Source organism: Noviluteimonas lactosilytica (assembly GCF_020866925.1).
GTDB lineage: Bacteria > Pseudomonadota > Gammaproteobacteria > Xanthomonadales > Xanthomonadaceae > Noviluteimonas > Noviluteimonas lactosilytica.
The window spans coordinates 316,553-338,585 of the sequence record NZ_JAJGAK010000003.1 but is presented as its reverse complement, the minus strand read 5'-3'; the positions used below and the strand labels follow the sequence as shown (position 1 = coordinate 338,585).

At 68.9% G+C, this 22,033-nt stretch carries 22 protein-coding genes and 1 pseudogene; 11 read left to right on the top strand and 12 right to left on the bottom strand.

Annotated features, from left to right (window positions below; translation table 11 throughout):
- The first annotated feature begins 5 nt into the window (after positions 1–5).
- Together LK996_RS13540 and LK996_RS13535 are read left to right on the top strand one after the other, a co-directional pair.
- Positions 6–674 carry a response regulator transcription factor gene (locus tag LK996_RS13540; RefSeq protein ID WP_230527888.1) on the top strand — a complete coding sequence of 223 codons (669 nt, stop codon included), beginning with the start codon at positions 6–8 and terminating at the stop codon, positions 672–674.
- A 145-nt stretch (positions 675–819) separates the two neighbouring features.
- Positions 820–1,443, top strand: coding sequence for a response regulator (locus LK996_RS13535; protein ID WP_230527887.1), 624 nt, complete (start codon positions 820–822; stop codon positions 1,441–1,443).
- On the opposite strand, the gene LK996_RS13530 is transcribed toward LK996_RS13535, so the two are convergent.
- Positions 1,430–3,157, bottom strand: coding sequence for a PAS domain-containing hybrid sensor histidine kinase/response regulator (locus LK996_RS13530; RefSeq protein ID WP_230527886.1), 1,728 nt, complete (start codon positions 3,155–3,157; stop codon positions 1,430–1,432). The genes LK996_RS13535 and LK996_RS13530 overlap by 14 nt on opposite strands.
- Before the next feature lie 165 nt (positions 3,158–3,322).
- Here LK996_RS13530 and LK996_RS13525 point away from each other — a divergent pair, with 165 nt between their 5' ends.
- The 4 genes from LK996_RS13525 (at position 3,323) to LK996_RS13510 (ending at position 7,400) form a co-directional block, all read left to right on the top strand.
- Positions 3,323–4,066, top strand: coding sequence for a hypothetical protein (locus tag LK996_RS13525; protein WP_230527885.1), 744 nt, complete (start codon positions 3,323–3,325; stop codon positions 4,064–4,066).
- 13 nt (positions 4,067–4,079) lie between these two features.
- A complete protein-coding gene (locus LK996_RS13520; RefSeq protein ID WP_230527884.1) occupies positions 4,080–4,535 on the top strand; it encodes a glycine zipper family protein in 456 nt (151 codons plus the stop codon).
- A gap of 95 nt (positions 4,536–4,630) precedes the next feature.
- Complete coding sequence (locus LK996_RS13515; RefSeq protein ID WP_230527883.1) at positions 4,631–6,898, top strand: patatin-like phospholipase family protein; 2,268 nt, start codon at positions 4,631–4,633, stop codon at positions 6,896–6,898.
- Between the two features lie 25 nt (positions 6,899–6,923).
- Positions 6,924–7,400, top strand: coding sequence for a dihydrofolate reductase (locus tag LK996_RS13510; protein ID WP_230527882.1), 477 nt, complete (start codon positions 6,924–6,926; stop codon positions 7,398–7,400).
- Positions 7,401–7,453: 53 nt separating this feature from the next.
- On the opposite strand, the pseudogene LK996_RS13505 reads toward LK996_RS13510, so the two are convergent.
- From LK996_RS13505 to lptD, 6 genes and pseudogenes are all read right to left on the bottom strand, one after another.
- Positions 7,454–8,302 (bottom strand): annotated as a pseudogene (locus tag LK996_RS13505) (symmetrical bis(5'-nucleosyl)-tetraphosphatase); the annotation flags it as partial.
- 24 nt (positions 8,303–8,326) lie between these two features.
- On the bottom strand, positions 8,327–8,710 hold the full coding sequence (gene apaG / locus LK996_RS13500) for a Co2+/Mg2+ efflux protein ApaG (RefSeq protein WP_230527881.1): 384 nt from the start codon (positions 8,708–8,710) through the stop codon (positions 8,327–8,329).
- 31 nt (positions 8,711–8,741) lie between these two features.
- The gene (gene rsmA / locus LK996_RS13495) at positions 8,742–9,554 is read right to left on the bottom strand and encodes a 16S rRNA (adenine(1518)-N(6)/adenine(1519)-N(6))-dimethyltransferase RsmA (RefSeq protein WP_230527880.1); all 813 of its coding nucleotides are present in this window, start codon (positions 9,552–9,554) and stop codon (positions 8,742–8,744) included.
- Positions 9,551–10,528, bottom strand: coding sequence for a 4-hydroxythreonine-4-phosphate dehydrogenase PdxA (gene pdxA / locus LK996_RS13490; protein WP_230527879.1), 978 nt, complete (start codon positions 10,526–10,528; stop codon positions 9,551–9,553). Before pdxA ends, rsmA begins: the two co-directional genes overlap by 4 nt.
- 1 nt (position 10,529) lies before the next feature.
- Positions 10,530–11,930 carry a peptidylprolyl isomerase gene (locus tag LK996_RS13485; protein WP_230527878.1) on the bottom strand — a complete coding sequence of 467 codons (1,401 nt, stop codon included), beginning with the start codon at positions 11,928–11,930 and terminating at the stop codon, positions 10,530–10,532.
- Positions 11,927–14,290, bottom strand: a complete 2,364-nt coding sequence (lptD, locus tag LK996_RS13480) for an LPS-assembly protein LptD (RefSeq protein WP_230527877.1) — start codon at positions 14,288–14,290, stop codon at positions 11,927–11,929. Before lptD ends, LK996_RS13485 begins: the two co-directional genes overlap by 4 nt.
- A 207-nt stretch (positions 14,291–14,497) precedes the next feature.
- Between lptD and msrB the strand changes: the two genes are divergently transcribed.
- Complete coding sequence (gene msrB, locus LK996_RS13475; protein WP_230527876.1) at positions 14,498–14,929, top strand: peptide-methionine (R)-S-oxide reductase MsrB; 432 nt, start codon at positions 14,498–14,500, stop codon at positions 14,927–14,929.
- Here msrB and LK996_RS13470 read toward each other — a convergent pair.
- Genes LK996_RS13470 through LK996_RS13460 form a run of 3 tightly spaced genes read right to left on the bottom strand, consistent with a single transcriptional unit; the run spans position 14,926 to position 17,033 of the window.
- Positions 14,926–15,852, bottom strand: a complete 927-nt coding sequence (locus LK996_RS13470) for a histone deacetylase family protein (protein WP_230527875.1) — start codon at positions 15,850–15,852, stop codon at positions 14,926–14,928. The genes msrB and LK996_RS13470 overlap by 4 nt on opposite strands.
- The gene (locus LK996_RS13465) at positions 15,852–16,418 is read right to left on the bottom strand and encodes a cob(I)yrinic acid a,c-diamide adenosyltransferase (protein ID WP_230527874.1); all 567 of its coding nucleotides are present in this window, start codon (positions 16,416–16,418) and stop codon (positions 15,852–15,854) included. Before LK996_RS13465 ends, LK996_RS13470 begins: the two co-directional genes overlap by 1 nt.
- Before the next feature lie 15 nt (positions 16,419–16,433).
- Positions 16,434–17,033 carry a DUF6580 family putative transport protein gene (locus tag LK996_RS13460; protein WP_230527873.1) on the bottom strand — a complete coding sequence of 200 codons (600 nt, stop codon included), beginning with the start codon at positions 17,031–17,033 and terminating at the stop codon, positions 16,434–16,436.
- A 70-nt stretch (positions 17,034–17,103) separates the two neighbouring features.
- Here LK996_RS13460 and ubiH point away from each other — a divergent pair, with 70 nt between their 5' ends.
- The 4 genes from ubiH to LK996_RS13440 are packed head-to-tail and all read left to right on the top strand — an operon-like array spanning position 17,104 to position 20,220.
- The gene (gene ubiH / locus LK996_RS13455; protein WP_230527872.1) at positions 17,104–18,312 is read left to right on the top strand and encodes a 2-octaprenyl-6-methoxyphenyl hydroxylase; all 1,209 of its coding nucleotides are present in this window, start codon (positions 17,104–17,106) and stop codon (positions 18,310–18,312) included.
- Positions 18,309–19,502 (top strand): FAD-dependent oxidoreductase, encoded by a 1,194-nt coding sequence (locus LK996_RS13450; RefSeq protein ID WP_230527871.1) that lies wholly within the window; start codon positions 18,309–18,311, stop codon positions 19,500–19,502. Before ubiH ends, LK996_RS13450 begins: the two co-directional genes overlap by 4 nt.
- Position 19,503: 1 nt before the next feature.
- A complete protein-coding gene (locus LK996_RS13445) occupies positions 19,504–19,830 on the top strand; it encodes a hypothetical protein (protein WP_230527870.1) in 327 nt (108 codons plus the stop codon).
- Between the two features lie 33 nt (positions 19,831–19,863).
- A complete protein-coding gene (locus LK996_RS13440) occupies positions 19,864–20,220 on the top strand; it encodes a hypothetical protein (RefSeq protein WP_230527869.1) in 357 nt (118 codons plus the stop codon).
- Between the two features lie 86 nt (positions 20,221–20,306).
- Here the strand turns inward: LK996_RS13440 and LK996_RS13435 are convergent, their stop codons facing one another.
- Together LK996_RS13435 and rlmM are read right to left on the bottom strand one after the other, a co-directional pair.
- Positions 20,307–20,861 (bottom strand): EF-hand domain-containing protein, encoded by a 555-nt coding sequence (locus tag LK996_RS13435; RefSeq protein ID WP_230527868.1) that lies wholly within the window; start codon positions 20,859–20,861, stop codon positions 20,307–20,309.
- A gap of 93 nt (positions 20,862–20,954) precedes the next feature.
- Entirely contained in the window at positions 20,955–22,025 is a 1,071-nt protein-coding gene (gene rlmM, locus LK996_RS13430) for a 23S rRNA (cytidine(2498)-2'-O)-methyltransferase RlmM (protein ID WP_230527867.1), read from the bottom strand.
- Positions 22,026–22,033: the final 8 nt, after the last annotated feature.

The window sequence follows — 22,033 nt, the reverse complement described above, 5'->3', positions numbered from 1 at the left end:
CGGCAATGAACTGGTTAACCGACAACGCGAAAGGTGGCTTTGCGATGGACGCGACTCGTGCTGTGGTCCACGTGGTGGATGAAGATGCGGAGGTCCGCGAGTCGTTGCGCGCGATGCTCGAGCCGAATGGCTACGACGTGCGCTGCCACGGCTCCGCCGAGGACTTCCTGATGCAATGGCCGATGGGCGGCCCCGGCTGCGTGCTGCTCGACGTGGGCATGCCGGGACCGTCGGGCCTCGATCTGCAACTCGCGCTCGCGCATCGGCCGGATGCGTTGCCCGTCGTGTTCCTCAGCGGCGGCGGCGAAATTCCGTTGAGCGTGCTGGCGATCCGGCGCAGCGCCGCCGATTTCCTGCCGAAGCAGGTGCAGCGCGAACGCCTGCTCGCATCGGTGGGCAATGCGGTCGCCCGCAGCCAGGCGCAACAGGCGCTCGACGATCGGCGCCGCCAGATCCGCGCGCGCTTCAACACGCTCACCACGCGCGAGCGCGCCGTGTTCGAGCAAGTGACGGCGGGCCGCCTCAACAAGCAGATCGCCTCCGTGCTCTGCACGTGCGAGCGCACCGTCAAGGCGCATCGCGCGAACGTGATGCACAAGTTGCAGGCGCACTCGGTCGCCGAGCTCGTGCGCATCGCGATCCACCTGGAAGCGGAAGCCGAAGCCGCCGCCTGAGCAACAACGTTGGCCTGATGGGCAATTTCCCCGCGTCGTTGCGGCGGAATGCGCCCGGTGTCGATTGTCCTGCACGGTCCCCCGCTGGCAGTCTGGCGATGCGCGTCCACGCGCGCACCCAGCCCCGCTGCCATGGACGTAGCGCATGCATCGACTTGTCGTCGCCGACGACCATCCCATCGTTTTCCACGCGATCCGCGATGCGTTGCCGCGCGTCGGTTTCCGCATCGTCGCCGAATGCATGGAGGCATCGGCGGCGCTGGCGGCCATCCGTGCCTACGCGCCGGACACGCTGATCCTCGATCTGCATCTGCCTGGCGGCGGCCTGACCTTGCTGCAACGATTGCGCGCTGCGGGTTCGCGGGTGCGCGTGCTGGTCCTGTCGGGCGACGACGAGCGTGTCGGCGGGCTGCGCGCACTTCGCGCCGGCGCGGACGGTTACCTGCCGAAGACCGCTTCGCCTGCGGACCTGACCCATGCGATCGAACTCGTGGCGCGCGGCAAGCGCTGCTTCCGTCCGCTGGTCACCGAGGGCGTCGCGAGTGCGGACAGCAACGACGATGCGCTGCTCGGAAGCCTGAGCGATCGCGAGTTCAGCGTGCTCAAGGGCCTGGCCGAAGGTCGCAGCAACGGCGAGATCGCACTCGACCTCGCGCTCACGCCGAAGAGCGTCAGCGCCTGCCGCAACAAGCTGATGCGCAAGCTTTCGCTGCCCAACCTGCCGGCGCTGATCCTGTTCGCGCGGGTGAACCACGTTACGGTGGACTGAGCGCCGCCTCGCCGAGCAACTCCGCCAGCGCGTGCGCAAGCTCGTCCACCTGGAACGGCTTGGGCAAGTACGCGTCCATGCCGGACGCCAGGCAACGCTCGCGTTCGCCCTGCAGCGCATTCGCGGTAAGTGCGAGGACAGGCAGGCGCGCAAGATCCGCCGCGCGCTCGTGGGCGCGCAGGCGCTCGACGAGGCCATGGCCGTCGAGCCGCGGCATGTGGCAGTCGGTGACGAGCGCGGCGTAACGCGCGCGTTGTGCGTCGTCGCGCAGCCGTGACCAAGCTTCCTCGCCGTCTTCCGCGAAATCGCACGACCATCCGAGCTTCGCCAATTGCGCGCCGATCACTTCGCGGTTGATCGGATGATCCTCCGCGAGCAGCGCGCGCAATCCGCGCGGCGGGACGCGGCGCGCAGGCTGCGATACGCCGCGGGGGATCGTCGCGGCCTCGAGCGGCAACGCGACCGTGAAGCGACTGCCCACGCCAGGCGTGCTCTCGCACGCGACGTCGCCGCCCATCAGTTCGGCCAGCCGCTTCACGATGCTCAGGCCGAGCCCGGTCCCGCCGAACCTGCGCGTCGTCGCGGCGTCGGCCTGCTCGAACGGCCGGAACAAGTGGGCCAGCGCATCGGGCGCGATGCCGATGCCGGTATCGCGCACGCACAGGCGGAGCGTCCCGCCGTCCGCGCGGGCCTCGACGTCGACGCATCCATTGCGGGTGAACTTGACCGCGTTGCCCGCGAGGTTCAGCAGGATCTGCCGCAGCCGCACCGCGTCGCCGACGATCGCCTCGGGCAACGCGGCGTCCACGTGCACGCCAATGCGCACGTCGCACGCCGCGGCCTGCGGCGCCAGCGACGCGCACACGTCCTCGATCAGCGCGCGCAGCACGACCGGCGTGCGTTCGAGGTCCAGCTTGCCCGCTTCGATCTTCGAGAAGTCGAGGATGTCGTTGAGGATCGTGAGCAACGCGACCGACGACGTGCGGCAACGCGCGAGCAAGCGTCGCTGCTCCTCGCCGAGCGCCGTGTCCCCGAGCAGGTCGATCATGCCCAGCACGCCGTTCATCGGCGTGCGGATCTCGTGGCTCATCATCGCGAGGAAGCGGCTCTTCGCCTCCGCGGCCTGTTGCGCCGCGTGCAGCGCGTCCGCGAGCCGCTGCTGGAGCAGGCGCTCCTCGGTCATGTCGATGGCGATGCCGACGATCCCGATCGCGCGACCGCGCGCGTCGAACACCGGTTGCTTGCGCGCGCGCACCTCGCGCACCTCGCCGCCGAAACGCATGCGCTCGTCGTAGCTGCGCGCCTCGCCGTTTGCGAGCAGGTCGCGATCCTGCGCGACGAAACGATCGTGCAACTGCGCGCCGAACAACTCGCGATCGCTGCGCCCGACCACGTCGTCGATGCCGATCTCGAAGGTCTCCGCGAAGGTGCGATTGACGCGCCGGTAACGCAGCGCGGTGTCCTTGAAGAACAGGATGTCGGGCACGGCGTCGAGGATCGATTGGAGCGTGCGTTCGTTCGCGTCGTGGCGACGCCGGCGGCGCAGGTCGGCGAGCGAGAGCACGGCCAGGCACGCCATGCCGACCATCGTGAAGGTGCGTTCGTGCCAGTGGTGCGAAACGAACCACAACACGACCGCCATCGCGCAGATCAGCATCGGTGTCAGCACGCCGGCATCGAACTGCCGGCGCAATCGGTGTCGCAGGGTCGGCATGCCGGCGAGCATAGGCGTGCACGCGACGGCGTTGCAGCGGAAAAAGTGCACTCGCGAAACCTCGCGCAGCCACGCGGCAGGATTCCGTCGGGCGTTGCCCCAAGGGCCACTGTCCGTCGCTTCCTGCGTTGGGAAGAATCAGGGCCCAACGACAGAGGAACCGCCATGACGCCGACGCGCCGCCGATTCGTTGCACTGCTGCTTGCCGCCGCTCCCTTCGCCGCGAACGCCGCGCCGAGCGACGGCACCTGGGATTGGATGGTCGCGCCGTACGTCTGGGCCGCCAGCGTCGGCACCGACATCCGCACCTCGACGCCGCCGTCGGATGCCAGCAACGACCTGAACTTCGACGACGTGCTCGAGAAACTCGACGGCGTCGCCGAAGTGCATGCCGAAGGGCAGGGCGACGCGTTCGGCGTGTTCTTCGACGCGACCTACTTCGGGCTCGCGGACGAAGACGACCATCGCTTCCTGCGCACCGAGTCGGACCTCGACCTGCGGTTGTTCGAACTCGCCGCGGTGTGGAGTCCAGGCACCGAGCGCTTCACCGGACTGGAAACCTTCGCGGGCGTGCGCGTGATCGATGTCGACACGACGATCCAGTTCATTCCGCACAACCCGGTGTTCACCGGCGGCTCGCGCCACATCGGCGAGACGTTCTACGACGCGATGATCGGCGCGCGCTACACGTGGAAGCTCTCGGACCGCTGGTCGCTCACGCTGCGCGGCGACGGCTCGTGGGGCGACACCGACGGCACCTGGAACGCGAGCCTCGTCGGCCAGTACCGCATGACGCGCGGTGCGTGGGTGTTCGGTTACCGCTACTTCGACGTCGATCTCGAGGATGCCGGCAACACGCTGAGCGTCAGCCTCGATGGCCCCGTGATCGGCTACGCCTTCCACTTCTGAGTCGACACAGCCCATGCGCACGACGCTCTTCATTGCCGTGATCCTCGCGCTCGCCAGCGCTCCGCTTGCCGCGCAGAAGCCCGCGGCCTATCCCGCCAAGGACCAGTCCGCCGAACAGAAGGCGCAGGACGACGCCGCGTGCGCGGCCTGGGCGAAGCAGGACACCGGGATCGATCCGGCGGCGGTCGCCGCGACCCCGGCGCCCGCGACGGGCCCGCAGGGCGAACGCCTCGCGGGCGCCGCGCGCGGGGCCGCCGCCGGTGCGATCGTGGGCGAGATCGCCAACGACGACGCCTCCGACGGTGCGAAGGTCGGCGCGGCCGCGGGTGTCCTCGCCGGCGGTCATCGCGCGCGCCGCAACCAGGCCGCGCGTGCGCAGCAGGCGCAACAGGCGCAATCCGCTTCGGTCGGCACGTATTGGAACGCGTGGGGCGCGTGCATGGCGGGCAAGGGCTACAGCGTCCAGTAACCGATCGCCGGTCCAGTAGAAGTACCGACGACAAATCGCAGCATCGGGGGGATACCATCGGGCCACACCAGCGCCCGACGGCGAAGGGAGGCCGCATGCGCACCTTGCGCGCACGATGCATCGCCGCACTGGCGATTTCCCTGGCTTGCGCGCATGCGTTCGCGCAAGCGCCCGCTCCGCAAACCGAGACGACCTCCGCGGCACCCGCGCAACCTTCGTGCGGCGTGCGCGAGCCCGGCGACACGCGCCCGCGCATCGGCCTCGCGCTCGGCGGCGGCGGCGCGCGCGGCGTCGCGCACATCAGCGTGCTGCGCGAACTCGAAGCCCTGCACGTGCCGATCGACTGCATCGCGGGCACGTCGATGGGCGCGCTCGCCGGCGGCCTGTACGCATCGGGCCGTTCGGTCGACGACATGGATCACCTGATCCGCACCACCGACTGGAAGCGCCTGTTCGACGACACGCTCGAACGCCAGGAACGCTCGTACCGCCGCAAGCACGATGACCGCGACGGCCTCGCCACCGTCGGTGTCGGCCTCAATGGGGGTCGCGTCCGCGTCAGCCCGGGCCTGTTGCAGGGCGAGCGCATCCTCTCGATGTTCGAGCACGAGACGCTCGGCGTGAGCGAGATCGACGACTTCGACAAGTTGCCGATCCCGTATCGCGCCGTCGGCACCGACCTCAACACCGGCGAAGCGGTGGTGATCGCTTCCGGCAGCCTGCCGATGGCGATGCGCGCGAGCATGTCGTTGCCCGGCATCTTCCAGCCCGTGGAAATCGACGGACATGTGCTGATCGATGGCGGCGTCGCCAACCAGGTGCCGATCGACGTCGTGCGCGCGATGGGTGCGGACGTCGTGATCGCGGTCGACGTGGGCACGCCGCTGGAAACGCTGGACCGCAATGCGAGCCTGCTGCAGGTCATCTCGCAGATGAGCGGCATGCTCACCGTCGGCAACACGAAGCGCATGCTCGCCACGATCCAGGGCGACGATGTGCTGATCGTGCCGAAGCTCGGCGTCGACGTGAAGACCAGCGACTTCGACAAGGCCGAACGCGCATTGGAAATCGGCGACGAAGCCGCGGCCGCCGCGCGCCCGCAACTCGCGCGCCTGTCGGTGTCGCCCGACGCGTACCTGGCGTGGAAGCAGCACCGCCCGCTTCCGGCGACGGAAGCGCCGATGATCGCGTTCGTGCAGCTCGACAACGAAACGCCGTACTCCGACGAGTTCCTGCTCTCGCAGCTCGACATCCCGGTGGGCGAGCGGCTCGACACGCAGGCGATGGAAGAAAAGCTGATCCGCGTGTACAGCTACGGGACGTTGGCCAGCATCACCTACGACATCGTGCGCGACGGCGAGCAGACCGGCCTGAAGGTGCACGCACGCGAAAAGCCGCAGGGCCCGAACTACTTCCAGCTCGGCTTCACGTTGAGCAGCGACTTCCAGGGGACGTTCGAAACCTCGTTGCGCGCCGCCATCCTCGTCACGCCCGTGTCGGACAACGGCGCGGAAGCGCGCGTCACCGCGACCGTCGGCACCGAGCCGTCGCTGATGGGCGAGTACTACCATCCCTTCGGCGCGACCAACCGCTGGATGACGTACACGCGCGTGGGTTACTTCAATCCGAACTACCACATCTTCAACGACGCGGGCGACGACATCGCCGAGTACGACGTGCGCTCGGTCGTCGGCGACTTCCAGTTCGGCCGCGAGTTCGGCAACTACGGCGCGGCGGGCATCGGTTACCAGCGTGCGACCGGCCGCGCGGAAGTGGAAACGGGCGACCCTGCGTTGCCGAGTTTCGACTTCGACACCGGGCGTGCGTATGCCTTCGTGTCGCTCGATCGCGCGGACAGCCTGTACTTCCCGCGCGACGGTTACTGGGGCAATCTCTCCTACACCGCGGCGCGCAAGTCCATCGGCAGCGACACCGACTACGACACCGTCGACTTCGACTTCGTCGGCGCCACGCCCTTCGGGCACAACGCCGTCCAGTACGGCGCGAGTTACCACGCGACCATCGACGGCGTGCTGCCGGTGCAGGATCGCTATCGCCTGGGCGGCCGCGGCAAGCTCGCCGGTTTCCGCATCAACGAGCTGACCGGGCAGAACTACGCGCTCGTCTTCGCGGGCTACACGTACCAGCTCGCCGAAGTGCTGGGCCGCTCCGCGCTCGTCGGCGGCACGATCGAATACGGCAACGCCTGGGAGCTGCGCAGGAACATGGCGTGGGACGACGGCATCCTCAACGCGAGCCTCTACCTCGGCTTCGACTCGTGGATCGGGCCGATGCTGTTCGGTTACGGCTGGCGCGAGGGCGGGGACGGCGTGTTGTTCCTCGAAATCGGCCGTACGTTCTGAGCGCCGGCTTGCGATACTGCACGGCATGACGCTCTCGCTGATCGCCGCCATCGACCGCCATCGCGCCATCGGCAAGGGCAACGCGTTGCCCTGGCACCTGCCCGCCGACCTCAAGCGCTTCAAGGCGCTGACGCTTGGCAAACCGGTGTTGATGGGACGCAAGACCGCCGAGTCGCTCGGGCGCGCGCTGCCCGGCCGCCGCAATCTCGTGCTGACGCGCAGCGGACGCGTGCCGTTCGACGGCATGGAAGCGATCGCGTCGCTCGACGAGGCACTCGCCATCGCCGACGTCTGCGTCATCGGCGGCGGCGAGATCTTCGCGTTGACCCTGCCGCGCGCGACGCACCTGAACCTCACGCACGTCGACACGGTGGTCGACGGGGCGGATGCGTTCTTCCCGGAGTTCGATGCCAGCGCGTGGCGCGTGACATCGCGCGAACACCACGCGACCGACGAAAAGCACGCGCTGGCGTTCGACTTCGTCGATTACGTTCGCGCGTAAAACAGGGGTCAGAGCACCATTTCCGCGGAAATGGTGCTCTGACCCCTGTTTTACGGCGGACGCGGACTCGGCGGCTGCACCGGCACATCGCGCCCCGCGACCTGCACGACGCGCAGTTCGTCGGTGTCCAGTTGCAATGCGGTGAGCTTGCCGCCCCACACCGCGCCCGTGTCGATCGCATGCACGCCGTGGCCGATGAACAGGCCGAGCGTCGACCAGTGTCCGCACACGATTTTCAGGTCGCGCTGCGCGCGGCCCGGCACGGCGTACCACGGGTACAGGCCCGGCTGCTGCGAGCCCGGCGAGCCTTTCTCTTCGAACGCGATGCGCCCGCGCGGCGAGCAGTACCGCAGGCGCGTGAACACGTTGATGATCGCGCGGTCGCGTTCGATGCCGGTGAGGCGCGGCGACCACGCGGGGCGGTCGCCGTACATGTTCTTGAGCAGCTTGCGGTAATCGTCGCTGCGCAGCTTCGCTTCGACTTCGGCCGCGTGTTTCTGCGCGAGTTGCGTCGTCCACTTCGGCGCGAGGCCCGCGTGGACCATCATCCAGCCGAGCTCGCGGTCGGCGTGCAGCAGCGGTTGCGTGCGCAGCCAGTCGAGCAGCGTGCGCGCGTCGTCGGCGAACAGCACGCGTTGCAGGTCGGGGTTCACCTTGCGCTGTTCTTCCGGCCGGCGTTCGCCGATCGCGAGCAGCGAGAGGTCATGGTTGCCGAGCACCACCACGCTCTGCGCGCGCAGCGAATGCACCAGGCGCAGCGTCTCCAGCGATTGCCCGCCGCGATTCACCAGGTCGCCGCAGAACCACAGGCGATCGCGCGCCTGGTCGAACTTGATGCGTTCGAGCAGTCGCTGCAGCGGGTCGTAACACCCTTGGAGGTCGCCGATGGCCCAGGTCGTCATGCGCGTCGCTTCCTTGCGCCGGCGTCAGTGCAGCGTACGCGGCGTGGTGAGCGTGAACGCGGGAATCGGCGCGGCGAAGCGCGTGCCGTCGTCGGCGAGCATGTCGTAGCTGCCGCGCATCGTGCCCAGGCTGGTTTCGAGAATGGCGCCCGAGGTGTACTCGAAATCCTCGCCGGGCCGCAGCCAGGGTTGTTCGCCGACGACGCCTTCGCCCGTCACTTCCTCGACCTTGCCGTTCGCATCCGTGATCACCCAGTGGCGATGGAGCAGGCGCGCGGGCACCTTGCCGCGATTGCGGATGTGGATGGTGTAGGCGAAGACGAAGCGGCCTTCGTCGGGTGCGGACTCCTCGTCGAGGAATCGGGTGGCGACATCGATGTCGAACGCGTAATCGGCCGTGCTGTTCATGCCGACAGTGTAGCCGGAGCGCCCCTGAATGCTAGGCGTGAGGCAGGTTTGCCAGGCGCACGAAGCCACCCACGTCGATCTGTTCGGCGCGTGCGTCGGGCCGCAGTCCCGCGGCTTCGATGAGCGCGGTGTCGGCCACGCCGTTCAGCGCGTTGCGCAGCGTCTTGCGGCGCTGGCCGAACGCGGCGCGCACGACATTGGCGAAGCGCTTGCCGTCCTTCACGCCGATCTCGTCCGGCGCGCGCGGCACCATGCGTACGACCGCCGAGTCGACCTTCGGCGGCGGCCGGAACGCACCAGGCGGCACCTTGAACAGCGGCGTCACGCGGCAATAGGCCTGCAGCATCACGCTCAGGCGGCCGTACACCTTGCTGCCGGGTTCGGCGGCCATGCGATCGACGACTTCCTTCTGCAGCATGAAATGCATGTCGCGGATCGCGGCTGCGTGGTCGAGCGCGTGGAAGAGGATCGGCGAGGAAAGGTTGTAGGGCAGGTTGCCGACGAGGCGGATCTTGCCGTCGTCCGACGGCATGCCGGCAGCGAGCGCCGTGAAATCCACTGCGAGCACGTCGCCGTGCACGATCGTCAGTTCGCCGTGCGCCTTCGCAGCTTCGGTGAGCGGTGCGATCAGGTCGCGGTCGAACTCGATGACCGTCAACTCACGATGGCGATCGAGCAGCGGGAAGGTGATCGCGCCCTGGCCCGGGCCGATCTCGACGAGGCGATCGCCCGGCTTCGGATCCACCGCGCGCACGATCTTGTCGATGATCCCGCGCTCGTGCAGGAAGTGCTGGCCGAGGTGCTTCTTCGCCTCGCGCTGGAAGCGTGGTGCATCGCTGGTCATGCCGTCACCCGCATGCGCGACAGCCGCGCGCAGGTGTCGACGGCCGCGAACAGGCTCGACGGATCGGCGATGCCGCGACCGGCGAGGTCGAGCGCGGTGCCGTGGTCGACCGCGACGCGCGGATACGGCAGGCCGAGGGTGAGGTTCACCGCGTCTTCGAAGCCGCTGAACTTGAGCACGGGCAATCCCTGGTCGTGGTACATCGCGAGCACCGCATCGACGTCGCGCAGCTTCGCCGGCAGGAACGCGGTGTCGGCGGGCAACGGGCCGGTGAGCGCCATGCCTTCGTCGCGCAGCGCGTCGACGACCGGCGCGATCGTCTCGATTTCCTCGCGGCCGAGGTGCCCACCTTCGCCTGCATGCGGATTGAGGCCAAGCACCGCGATGCGCGGATGCTGGAGGCCGAAGTCGCGGCGCATCGCGCGATGCAGGATGCGCAGCGTGCGTTCGAGCGATTCCTGCGTGATCGCGTGGGCGACGTCGCGCAGCGGCAGGTGCGTGGTGGCGAGCGCGACGCGAACGGTGGCGTTCGCCAGCATCATCACCACGTCGCAACCGGCCTGTTGCGCGAGCAACTCGGTCGTGCCGCTGTAGGGAATGCCGCCGGCGTTGATGGTCGCCTTGTGGACCGGCCCGGTGACGAGACCGTCGAACGTGCCGTCGAGGCAATGCTGCGCGGCGGTGTGCAGCGCTTCGATCACCGCGCGCGCGTTGCGCGGATCGGCCTGCCCGAACGTCACGGGCGCGTCGTTGGCGATCGGATGCACGACGATGTCGCCGGGACGTTCGACGCTCGCGCCCGGCGCAAGCACGCGCAACGGCAAGGCGAGTGCGTCGGCGGCCGCGCGCAGCGCGGCCGGGTCGGCGAAGACAGCGAGGGTGCAATCGCTGCGTGGCGCCTGTGCGAGGCGCACGCAGAGTTCTGGGCCGATGCCGGCCGGTTCGCCCGGCACCAGCGCCAGCCGCGGAATCACGTCAGCCGCCGTTGGCGGGCGGCGTCGCCGGCAGCGGATCGGCTGGCGCGGCAGTCGGATCGACGATGGTGTCGTCCGGCGCGGCCTGCTCGCCGGCGACCGGCGTGAGGCGCACTTCGACGAACGCTTCGCCGCGCATCTCGCGCAGGAAGCGCGCGTACTCGTCTTCGAGCTTGCGGCGGCCGATCGCTTCGCGCATCTGCGTACGACGGCTCTGGTCCGCCGCGCCCTCGCGCATGCCGACGCGCTGCACGATGTGGTAACCGGCGTCGGTGCGGAACGGCTTGGACACGCCGCCGTCGGCGAGCGTGGCGATCTGCGAACCGAAGGTCGTGCCGTAACGGTCGGAGGCGAACCAGCCGAGGTCGCCGCCCTGCGCCTTGGTGACCTCGTCTTCCGACTCGGCCTTGGCGAGCGTCTCGAAATCGGCGCCGCCGGCCAGGCGCGCGGCGAGCGTGTCGATGCGCTGGCGTGCGACGTTGTCCGGATGCTTGTCGTCGACGCGCGCGAGGATGTGGCGCGCGTGGAATTCGATCACGCGCGGCGCATCGCCGGTCGCGTCCTTCGATTCGATCAGCTTCACGAGCTGGAAGCCGCTCGGGCCGCGCACCGGGCCCATGACCTGGCCGGGTTCCATCTGGCGAATCATGTTGGCGAAGGTCGGCGGGATCTCGTCGAGGCCGCGGAAGCCGAGGTCGCCGCCTTCGAGCGCGTTCTGCGCCTCGGAGTAGCGCACCGCGGCGGCGCTGAAGTCCATCTCGCCCTTGTCGATCATCGCCTTGATGCCCTCGATCTTCTGCTGGGCGGTGGCGATCTGTTCCGGCGTGGCGCCATCGGGCAGCGCGACCAGCAGGTTGGCGAGGTGGTACTGCGTGTTGTTGGCCTCCGAGGCGACCGCGGCGTCGACTTCCGCTTCGCTGACCGAGATGCGGCCCTGCGCGAAGCTCTGGCGCAGTTGCTGGATCAGGATTTCCTCGCGGATCGAACGGCGGAACTCTTCCCACGTCTGCGTCTGCGTGACCTGGGCGCGCAGCTGGTCGACCGACAGGTTGTTGCCCTGTGCGATGCGCGAGATGGCGTTGTCGATATCCTGCTCGGTGAGGCGGATGCCGTTGGATTCGGCGCGCGCGACCTGCAGGCGATTGAGGACCAGGCGCTCCAGCACCTGGCGCTCGAGCACGTCGTCGGGCGGCAACTGGTTCGCCTTGTCGGCGTACTGTTGCTTGATATTGGCGATCGCGTTGTCGAGCTCGCTGCGCAGCACGATGTCTTCATCGACGACTGCGACGGGGCGGTCGATCGGCACAAGTGCCTGCGCATGCGCGAGGGTCGCGGCGAGCGAGAGGGCGATGGCCAGGGTGCCGGCGAAACGGCGGCCGGCGGAAACGAAGCGATGGGTCATGGAGTGGGATCCGGGTCCTCAGGGGGCTGGCCCGTGGCCGTTTCCGGCGGCACCAGGTAGAGATCGCCGCGATTGTAGCCAAGGATGGCCCTGCGCAGCGTCTTCCGGGTGTCCTGGCCGGCCGACCCGAGGCCTTTCAGTTCGATCTCCAGCATGAAGCCGCGGCTGAGATCACCCTCGCGATTCTGCACGTATCGCCGGCCGACAAGCCGAACGGCGATGCAACAGCTGTCCCACTGCACGCCGAGGATCTGCTCCAGCGGCTTGGAATCGAGGATCGAGTAGTAGTGGCGGCCGACCACCGACCAGGTCGGGTTGATCGGGTACAGGAACGAGAAGTCGGCCTGCTCGGAGACGTCGCGGCGGAACCGGTAGGACAGGTTCACGATGCCGTCGTCGGGCAGCAGGTAACGGCCGCGGACGCTGACCAGGTCCTTCTCGCGCTCGGTCGGGTTCCACTGGTAGGAAGCGCCGAAGTTCCAGCGGTCGGTCGGCGCCCAGGTCGCATCGGCCACCCATGCCGATCGCCCCTGTTCGATCGGGGGCTTGCCCGGCAGCGTGACCAGCGAATCGTCGAAGTAGCGGATCTGGCCGATGCTCGCCGACAGGCGCTCCTTGCCGTCGCGCTCGCGCAACAGGCGCGAGGTGAGGGCGAGGGTGAGCTGGTTCGCGTCCGCCTGGCGATCGGCGCCGGAGAAGCGGTTGTCGCGGAACATCTGGCCCCAGCTGAAGGTGAGCTCGCCGGTGTCGAACACGGGCTGGTCGGTCTGGTCGCGATACGGCACGTTCAAGTAGTACATGCGCGGTTCGAGCGTCTGCAGGTACGACTCTCCGTCCAGCGTCGTCGCGCGGTCGAAGAACAGGCCCATGTCGACGCTGGAGATCGGCACGCTCAGCGACGGCGAGCGCGCGGTGCGGGTGCTGCGCGCGAGGTCGGCATCGACCTGGTAGGCGTTGTAGCGCCACGCGAACGTCGGCTGCACGAACCAGAACGCGCCGCGCAGCGGCATCGTCACGTACGGCTTGACCACCAGGCGCGAGCCGCCGGCGCGGTCGAACGTGGTCGGTTGTCCCGGCAGGCGGATCGGCACCGCCGCGTCTTTCTCGAAACGCACCGCTTCGGCTTCGACGCCCGCCTCGAGCCACTTCAGCTCGCGCCAGTCCCACGTCGCCGACGCGCGCGGCAGGCGGTCGAAGGGCAGCGTGGTTTCGCTGAGGGTGTAGTCGGCGAGCTGGTACGTGTCCGCCGAGAGGCTCGCGGTCCAGGAACGTCCGCGGCCGTAGAGCCCGGCGACGCTGTGCGCCGAATACACCGCGATGCCCTGGATCGAGCTGTTGAAGTCTTCGAAGTAGCGCGGATCGCTGATGTGGATCAGGTTCGCGCGCGCCTGCCAGTGGCGCGACAGGTTCTGGTAACCGTTGAACGCGAAGTGCCCGCGCGCGCCGAAGCCGGGTTCGTCGTCGCGCAGGTCGTCGCTCGGCATGTAGGCGCCGGAAATCGTGCCCATGCCCTTGTCGATGACATAGCGGAACTCCGTGCCGAGCAGCGTGCCGCGGTCGGTCATGATCCGCGGGTACAGCGTCATGTCGTAGTTCGGCGCGAGGTTGAGGTAGATCGGCTGCTTGTAGTCGAAGCCGTTGCGGTCGGAGTTCGAGATCGACGGGAACAGCAGGCCGGTGCGGCGGCGCTCGTCGATCGGGAACATGAACCACGGCATGTACAGCACCGGCACCTTGCCGATGCGCAGCGTCGCGCCGTGCGCGGTGGCGAAGCCTTCGGCCGAATCCACGTCGATGCGCCTGGCGCGCAGTTCCCAGTGGCGGTCGCTGGGATCGCAGGTCGAATAGGTCGATCCGTGCAGCACGCCCTGCGCGCCGTGCAGTTCGATCATGTCCGACTCGCCGTTGCCGCGACGCGACACGAGCTGGTAGCGCAGGTCCTCGATCCGGTGCCGGTCCTCGGCCTGGTTGCCCTCGGCACGCTCCGCGGTCAGCCGCATCGTGCTGTCCTGGTAACGGATGTTGCCTTCGGCGATGTACTTCTGGAGCTCGCTGTCGTAGGTCAGCTTGTCGGCGCCGAGGAACTGGTCGCCGCGGCGCAGCGCGACGTTGCCGGAGAACTGCGGCGCGACGTCGGTGCCCGAGAGCATGTCGCCTTCGATGTCGGTCGGCGCCGCCGCGCGATCGCCCATGAAGATGCCCGACTGCTCGGGCACGTTCTCGAACATCGGCACCGCGTCGACGATCGGACACAGTTCGAATTCGACCGGCATGTCCTCCATGTCCTGCGCCCGCGCCTGCGCGGAGAGCGACAGCGCGATGCACAGGGCGAGGGGGGCGAGGCGGAAGGTGGATCGCACGCGGACATCCGGTCGTTGCACAAAGTCGGCGGGCAGGATGACGCATGGCTTCGCAAAGGCCAAGCGAATCCGCCCGCGAATGCCCCTGCGTACCTTGTACCAGGAGGCAGGGAAAGCCTCCCCACCGTTTCACTTCCCCTGAACACCCTGCATGCGCACTCCGTCCACACTGTGCCGTGTGGCAACCCTGCAATGAGAGGAGCCCGTATGACCAAGCCGTCCACGAGCACCCACCCCGCGGGCAAGAGCGACGCCGAATGGCGTGCGCACCTGACCCCCGAGCAATACGCGGTGTGCCGTTGCTCGGCGACCGAGCGCGCGTTCACCGGCAAGTACTGGGACCACAAGGACGACGGTGTCTACACGTGCGTGGCGTGCGGCACGCCGTTGTTCCTGTCGGAGGCCAAGTACGACTCGGGGAGTGGCTGGCCGAGCTACTTCGAACCGGTGTCGCCCAGCGCGGTGACCGAACACGCCGACGAGGGCCACGGCATGCGCCGCGTCGAAATCCGTTGCGCGAGCTGCGAGTCGCACCTGGGCCACGTGTTCCCGGACGGCCCGCCGCCGACCGGCCTGCGTTACTGCATCAATTCCGCGGCGCTCGACTTCCACCCCGTCGCCGAAGTCGGCGGGGGCTAGGCCGGCGCGGGCAGGCCCGCAAGCGCGGCGACGTGCGCGACGCTGCATTCGCGCAGCGCTTCCAGGTCGTATCCGCCTTCCAGCATCGACACGATCCGGCCGCCCGCGTGGCGGCCGGCGACCGCGATGAGTTCGTTCGTCACCCACGCGTAGTCGTCGGCCTGCAACTGCATCTGCGCGAGCGGGTCGCGCCAGTGCGCGTCGAAGCCCGCCGACACGAACACCAGTTGCGGGCGGAAATCGTCGAGCACGGGCAGCAGGCGATCGCGCCACGCGGCGCGGAAGCGATCGCTGCCCGCGCCGGGCGGGAGCGGCGCGTTGTACACGTTGCCGTCGCCGCGTTCGTCGAGCGCGCCGCTGTCGGGATACAGCTGCGACTGGTGCGAGCTCAGGAACAGCACGCGCGTGTCGTGTTCGAAGATCGCCTGCGTGCCGTTGCCGTGGTGCACGTCGAAATCGACGATGGCCACGCGCGCGAGCTTGCCGTGGTCGAGCGCATGCGCGGCGGCGACGGCGACGCTGTTGAACAGGCAGAAGCCCATCGCGACGTCGGCGGTCGCGTGGTGGCCGGGCGGGCGCACCGCGCAGAACGCGCGTTGCGTCTTGCCGTGCAGGACCGCATCGGTGGCCGCGACCGCGGCGCCCGCGGCGCGCAATGCCGCTTCGGCGGATGCGGGCGAAAGCACGGTGTCGGGATCGAGTTGCACGCGCACGGGCGAGCGCGTTTCGAGCACGGTCGCGAGCAACTCGGGCGTGTGCACGCGCAGCAGTTGTCCGCGCGACGCGCGCGGCGCCTCGAACCAGGCGAGCGAAGGGAATGCGGCGTGCAGCGCGTCGAGCACGGCGCGCAGGCGTTCGGGGCGTTCGGCGTGGCCGGGACCGGTGTCGTGCGCCAGGCACGCCGGGTGGGTCCACGCCTGCATCACTTGCGGCGCTCGTGCTTCCACAACACCTCGCCGTGGCCCGAATCGCGCGCCAGCACGCGGGCCAGCACGAACAGCAGGTCGGAAAGGCGGTTGAGATAGCGGATCGTTTCCGGGCGCACCGCGTCGTGGCGGGCGAGCGTGACGGTCTCGCGTTCCGCGCGTCGCACGATGGTGCGCGCGAGATGGCAACGCGCCGCGGCTTCGCCGCCGCCGGGGAGGATGAAGTCCTTCAGCGGCGGAAGCGGGGCGTTGAACGCATCGAGTTGGTTTTCGAGCGCTTCGACGTCGCTTTCGTGGATCGCCGCATGGCCGGGGATGCACAGCTCGCCGCCGAGGTCGAAGAGCTGGTGCTGGATCGTCGTCAGCAGCGAGGCGATCGCCTCGCCCTGCGGTCCGGGCAACGGCGCGGCGGCGAGCAGCACGCCGATCGCCGAGTTCGCTTCATCGACCGTGCCGTACGCGGCGACGCGCGCGGAATCCTTCGCCACGCGCGTGCCGTCGCCGAGGCCGGTCGTGCCGTCGTCGCCGGTCTTCGTGTAGATCTTGCTGAGGCGGTTGCCCATCGTGGGGCGCGTGCGTCAGACCGTCTGCGCGCGCAGCGCCGGCACATGGCGGCGCAGCAGCGCGAAGCCGCCGAACAGCAGCGCCGAATAGAACAGCGTGCCGAGCACCGTCCACTGGAAGAACGGGAGCGCCTGCACGTAGCAGGGGACCAGGCCGGTGGTGCAGGCCGGGTAGTTCGGCACCATCTGCGCGCTCAGCCACACGCCGAAGTTGCTCAGCAGGAAGAACAGCACGCTGCCCGCGAGCGAGTAGCCCAGCACGCGCGGCGCCGTCACCTTGCCGCGCAGGCCGAAGCCCATCAGCGACGTGAGCGCGATGCAGGCGTAGACGACCCAGAAGCTCGGCGTCGCGAAGTACTCGAAGTACGTGCCGCCCATGACCGCGCCGAGCACGAGGTCGGAGATGAACATGCCGGCCAGCGGCACGAGCACCGCCCAGGTGCGCGAGGCGAAATAGGCGCCGCCGAACAGCGCGATGGCTTCGACCGGCGAGAAATTCGGCGGATGCGGCAGCAGGCGCGTCAGCGCGGCGACCAGGATCAGGGCGGCGAGGGCGACCGGACCGGGCGCGAAGGAGGCGGAAACCTGGGAGGCGTTCTCGGAGGCGCGGTTCATTGCGATGACGGGCGATCGAACGGAGAGGCCGCTAGCATACTCCACCCGTCCCGCCGGTCCGGTCACACCCATGCCCATCCCCCGTTTCGATGTCGCGATCGTCGGCGGCGGCCTGGTCGGCGCGAGCCTCGCCATCGCGCTCGAACGCATCGGCCGCGACGTCGCGCTGGTCGAAGCCGCACCGCCCGGCGCGCTGCCGGCGGTGTTCGACGAACGCAACCTGAGCTTCGCCGAGGCGACCGTGCACGGCCTGCGCGCGCTCGGCGTGCTGCAGCACCTGCGCACGCCGTCGGGCGCGATCCGGCGCATCCACGTGAGCCGCAACGGCGACTTCGGCCGCGTGTTGCTCGATGCGAAGGACCATGGGCGCGAACAGTTCGGACAGGTCGTCGTCGCGCGCGACTTCGGACTCGCGCTCGAAGCGCGCCTCGACGCATGCACGCGCGTGACGCGATTCCGGCCGATGCGCTTCGAAGGCACGACGGTCGATGGCGATGCGCGCGTGCTCGTGTTGCGCGACGGTGAAGGCAACGAACAACGGATCGCCGCGCGCCTGCTGGTCGGCGCCGACGGCACGCGCAGCGGCGTGCGCGATGCACTGGGCATCGGTGCGGACGACCACGATTTCGGGCAGACGCTGTTCGTCGCGCGCGTGCGCACGGAGCGCGCGCCGGACGGCACGGCGTACGAGCGCTTCGGCCCGAACGGCCCCACCGCGCTGCTGCCGCGCGGCGACGGGTTCTTCGGCGTCGTGCACGGCGTGCCGCGCGATGAAGCCGACGCCGTCGCGGCACTCGACGAAGCGGCGTGGCTCGATCGCTTGCAACAGGCCTTCGGTTGGCGCGTCGGCCGGTTCCTGTCGAGCGGCGCGCGTAGCGCGTATCCGATCGTGCAGGTCGTCGCGCGCGCGCTGGTCGCCGAACGTGCGGTCATCGTCGGCAACGCGGCGCAGACGCTGCATCCGATCGGTGCGCAGGGCTTCAACCTCGGTCTGCGCGATGCGCTGACGCTCGCGGAGTTGATCGAGGCCACGGACGATCCGGGCGCGTCGGGATTACTCGAAGCGCACGCGCTTCGCCGCGCCGACGACCGCGCGCAGACGCTGCAATTCTCCGGCGGCCTCGCCAGGCTCACCGCGAACGACGACGACGGCGTGCGTCCGTGGCGTAGCCTCGGCTTCGGCGCGGTGCAACATCTTCCCGCCTTGCGTGCGCAGCTGGTCGGCGGCGCGCTCGGCTATCGCGGCGACGTGCCGCGCCTGTGCAGGGGTGGCGCATGAGCCGTCGCGGTCGTCTGGATGCAGTGATCGTCGGTGGTGGCGTGGTCGGTTGCGCCGCCGCGCTCGCACTCGCGAAGCAGGGGCTCGAAGTCGCGCTGCTCGAAGCGTCGGTCCCGCCTGCCTGGTCGGATGCGAAACGCGACCTGCGCGTCTACGCGTTCGCCCCCGACAACGCCGCGTTGCTCGACAGTGTCGGCGCGTGGACATCGGTGCGCGACGCGCGCGTGCAACCGTATCGCCGCATGCGCGTGTGGGATGCGGGCGGCAGCGACGAACTCGCGTTCGACGCCGACACGCTCGCACGCGCCGAACTCGGCTGGATCGTCGAACACTCGCTCCTCGTCGATCGCCTGTGGCATGCGCTGCCCGCCGCAGGCGTGCGCGTGCACGCACCCGCGCGCGCCGAAGCGATCGAACCACACGACGAAGGCGTGCGCGTCCGCCTCACCGAAGGTCCGTCGCTCGACGCGCGCATCGTGCTCGCCGCCGACGGCGCCGACTCCGCCGTGCGCACGATGGCGGGCTTCGACATCGAGCGCCACGACTACGCGCAGAAGGGCGTCGTCGCCTACATCGCCAGCGAACGCCCGCATGAAGACACCGCGTGGCAGCGCTTCCTGCCGACCGGCCCGCTCGCGATGCTGCCGTGCACGCGCGGCGCGGATGGCGCGCACCTCAGCTCGATCGTGTGGACGCTACCCGACGCCGAAGCCGAACGCGTCCTCGCGCTCGATCCCGACCTGTTCGCGATCGAATTGACGAATGCCTTCGAAGGCCGCCTGGGCCGCCTGTCGTTGCATTCCAATCGCGCCGCGTTCCCGTTGCGTCGCCAACTCGCGAAGGAATACGCGAAGGGCCGCGTGCTGCTGCTCGGCGATGCGGCGCACGTCGTGCATCCGCTCGCAGGGCAGGGCGTGAACCTCGGCCTGCGCGATGTCGCCGACCTCGTGAAGTCGATCGAAGACGCCGCCGCGAAGCGCGCCGACTGGACCGCACCGCACCGCATCGCGCGCTGGGCCCGCACGCGCCGCAGCGAGAACGCGACGAACGCGCACGCGTTCAGCGCGATCAACACGCTGTTCTCGAACGATGCGATGACGACGACGTTGTTGCGCGGACCGTTGCTGGGCCTCGCGGGCAAGTTGCCGCCGCTGGCGCATGCGTTGTGGCGGCACGCGGCGGGGGTTTGAAATGACGCGGCTCGCGTGGATCGCCGTGCTGGCCTCGGTCGTGACGCTTGGCTGCGCCCGCGAGCGCGAACGCGTGTTCATCGAGGGCGAACTGGCGCTCCTGGAGGAACCGTATCCCATGGGGTATCCGAGTTCCAGACCGATGCCCAATCGCCTGATCCGCAAGCTGCACGATGAAGAGGTCGAAGTGCTGGACACCTTCACCGACAAGGAATTCCTCGTGTCGGAAGTGCGCACTCGGGAGGGTGTCGAAGGCTACGTCGTGTGTTGTTCCACCGGCGTCCCGTTCGAGCAGTTTCCGACGACGGGCAACGACAAGGATCGATAGCCTGCACGCCGCTCCGATGTTTCAATGCCGGCCATGAAGTCCTACCAAGTGATGATCGAAGGCGTCTTCGTCGACGCACCCGAACTGCACGGCAAGTGCGGCGGTTTCCACGCGACGTTCTTCCTGCAGGCGAACAACGCGCCGCACGCCATGCACCGCGTGCGCGCGATGCTGTCCGAGCGGATGTCGAAGCACGGCGTGAAGCAAGGCGCGGAGAGTTATTTCTGGGCGCACGATGTGTGGGACATCACCGAGGAACGCTTCCTCGAATGCGAAGGACGCGACGAGGGTTTCAAGTTCTTTCGCATCGGCATGGTCGAGCGCATCAAGCTGGGGTTCCAGGGGCGCTGGTTCCGCAAGCGCAAGCCGTGGCTGCTGGTGTCGCCCTGACCGACGGGCTCGCGTGAGAGATGCGCACGCATGAAAACGCCGGCGTTTGCCGGCGTTTTCATTGCAGCGAGGAACCGGGCAGGCGATCAGTCCAGCCAGCCCTTCATCTCTTCCTTCGTCAGTCGGCCGTTGTGGTTCGCATCGACGACATGGAACTCGCGTTCCAGGTCGGCGTTGCCGCTCGTGCGCACTTCGGAGCGCGAGACGTTGCCGTCGCCGTTCTTGTCGACGGCAGCGAAGTCGATCCTGTAGTTCGACGAGATCGAATCGGGCTGCTGTTCGCGCACGGTCACCGGTGATCCGCTGGGCGGCATCGGCGCCGCGGGCGGTGCTTCAGTCGGTGCTGCGGGCGGCATCGGTGCCTCCGGCGGCATCGGGGCATCCGGCGGCTGCGGCGCACCGGGCGGCGGCGGCATCGGCGGTGCGGGCGGCATCGGCGGTTGATCCGTCGGCGGCATGGTGGGCGGCACCGGCGGGGTAGGAGGCGTGGGCGGCGCCGGTGGCGTCGGCGGTGTCGGCGGTGTCGGCGGCACCTGCTCCTGCATCGGATCGGGTGTCGGCGTCGTCGCGGTCTGCGCGAACGCGGGCGCGATCGCCAGCGTTGCGAGCAACGCGAGATACAGCGGGGTCTTCCGGGTCATGAGCGGGCTCTCCCTGCATTGGACGCAGGGACCGTAGGAGCGCGGGGATCAAACGACCGTCAATTCACGCGACCGTCGATCGCCAGCATTCAGCTAGTGCTGCGCCGCCATCGCGAAGACGGTGATCTCTTCGCGGTCGTGGTAGAGCTGCTTCGCGCGGATGCGCAACGGGCGTTGGCTCTGCTGTTCGAACAGCGCAAGACACTCGCGCGTTTCGTCCCAACGCTTCTTCATCGGCAACTTGAGATTGAAGACGGCGTGGCGGCACCAGCCCTGGCTGAACCATTGCGCCATGCGCGAGGCCACGCGCTTCGGCGACTCGACCATGTCGCACACCATCCAGTCGAGCGGCTTCGGCGGCGACCACTGGAAGCCGTCTGCGCGCAGGTGTTCGACCAGGCCCGTGTCGAGGACGTGCTGGCGCAGCGGTCCGTTGTCGATCGCGGTGACTTTCAATCCGTGGCGCGTGAGCACCCATGTCCATCCGCCGGGCGCGGCGCCGAGATCCGCGGCGCGCATGCCCGATCGCAGCCAGCGCGCGCGTTCGTCGGCGTCGAGCAACACGAGGAAGGCTTCGTCGAGTTTGAGCGCGGAGCGCGAAGGCGCATCCGGCGGCGTGCGCAGGCGCGGGATGCCCGACGGCCACGGCGACGAATCGCGCGGGTGTCCGCTCGCCAGCAATACGTGGTCGCCGGCGAGGAAACAGACGTGGAGGCGCGGCAGGGTCGCGTCCTGTTGCGCGGTCAGCAGGCCGGCCTTGCGCAATGCAGGCCGCAACGCGTTGCCGAAGCTGCGCGCGAGGCCCGCGAGTGGTCGCGCTTCGTCGGAATCCGGATGTTCGACGACCAGGTCGCCGAAGGCCGCGCGTTCGAACAACGCCGCGAGGATCGGCGTGATACGGTCCTTCGCGTCGAGTTCGCGCAACTCGGCGAGCAGGCGCAGCTTCTGTCGCGCGAAGATGAGCTCGCGCAACGGCAACGCCTGCGCAAGCGCGTGGCCCTGCGGGGTGAAGAACTGCACGTAACCGGTGTTGCGTTCCGCGCGCGCCCAACCCGCGTCGCCCGCCTGCGCGGCGCGCTCGCCGAGTTCGGCGGCGAGTTCCGGCTCGAAGCCGGGGCGGCAATAGCAGAGCAAGCCGTTTTCGCGCGTGGCTTCGACGGTCATCGGTCGCG

Coding starts and splice junctions, on each gene's coding strand:
- apaG (WP_230527881.1), bottom strand. CDS start 8,710: ATGAACAGCACGGCCGATTACGCGTTCGACATCGATGTCGCCACCCGA.
- rlmM (WP_230527867.1), bottom strand. CDS start 22,025: ATGACCGTCGAAGCCACGCGCGAAAACGGCTTGCTCTGCTATTGCCGC.
- rsmA (WP_230527880.1), bottom strand. CDS start 9,554: ATGACCAGCGATGCACCACGCTTCCAGCGCGAGGCGAAGAAGCACCTC.
- ubiH (WP_230527872.1), top strand. CDS start 17,104: ATGCCCATCCCCCGTTTCGATGTCGCGATCGTCGGCGGCGGCCTGGTC.
- LK996_RS13530 (WP_230527886.1), bottom strand. CDS start 3,157: ATGCCGACCCTGCGACACCGATTGCGCCGGCAGTTCGATGCCGGCGTG.
- msrB (WP_230527876.1), top strand. CDS start 14,498: ATGACCAAGCCGTCCACGAGCACCCACCCCGCGGGCAAGAGCGACGCC.
- LK996_RS13535 (WP_230527887.1), top strand. CDS start 820: ATGCATCGACTTGTCGTCGCCGACGACCATCCCATCGTTTTCCACGCG.
- LK996_RS13435 (WP_230527868.1), bottom strand. CDS start 20,861: ATGACCCGGAAGACCCCGCTGTATCTCGCGTTGCTCGCAACGCTGGCG.
- LK996_RS13440 (WP_230527869.1), top strand. CDS start 19,864: ATGAAGTCCTACCAAGTGATGATCGAAGGCGTCTTCGTCGACGCACCC.
- LK996_RS13540 (WP_230527888.1), top strand. CDS start 6: ATGAACTGGTTAACCGACAACGCGAAAGGTGGCTTTGCGATGGACGCG.
- LK996_RS13450 (WP_230527871.1), top strand. CDS start 18,309: ATGAGCCGTCGCGGTCGTCTGGATGCAGTGATCGTCGGTGGTGGCGTG.
- LK996_RS13465 (WP_230527874.1), bottom strand. CDS start 16,418: ATGGGCAACCGCCTCAGCAAGATCTACACGAAGACCGGCGACGACGGC.
- LK996_RS13515 (WP_230527883.1), top strand. CDS start 4,631: ATGCGCACCTTGCGCGCACGATGCATCGCCGCACTGGCGATTTCCCTG.
- LK996_RS13510 (WP_230527882.1), top strand. CDS start 6,924: ATGACGCTCTCGCTGATCGCCGCCATCGACCGCCATCGCGCCATCGGC.
- LK996_RS13525 (WP_230527885.1), top strand. CDS start 3,323: ATGACGCCGACGCGCCGCCGATTCGTTGCACTGCTGCTTGCCGCCGCT.
- LK996_RS13520 (WP_230527884.1), top strand. CDS start 4,080: ATGCGCACGACGCTCTTCATTGCCGTGATCCTCGCGCTCGCCAGCGCT.
- LK996_RS13470 (WP_230527875.1), bottom strand. CDS start 15,852: ATGCAGGCGTGGACCCACCCGGCGTGCCTGGCGCACGACACCGGTCCC.
- LK996_RS13460 (WP_230527873.1), bottom strand. CDS start 17,033: ATGAACCGCGCCTCCGAGAACGCCTCCCAGGTTTCCGCCTCCTTCGCG.
- LK996_RS13445 (WP_230527870.1), top strand. CDS start 19,504: ATGACGCGGCTCGCGTGGATCGCCGTGCTGGCCTCGGTCGTGACGCTT.
- LK996_RS13485 (WP_230527878.1), bottom strand. CDS start 11,930: ATGACCCATCGCTTCGTTTCCGCCGGCCGCCGTTTCGCCGGCACCCTG.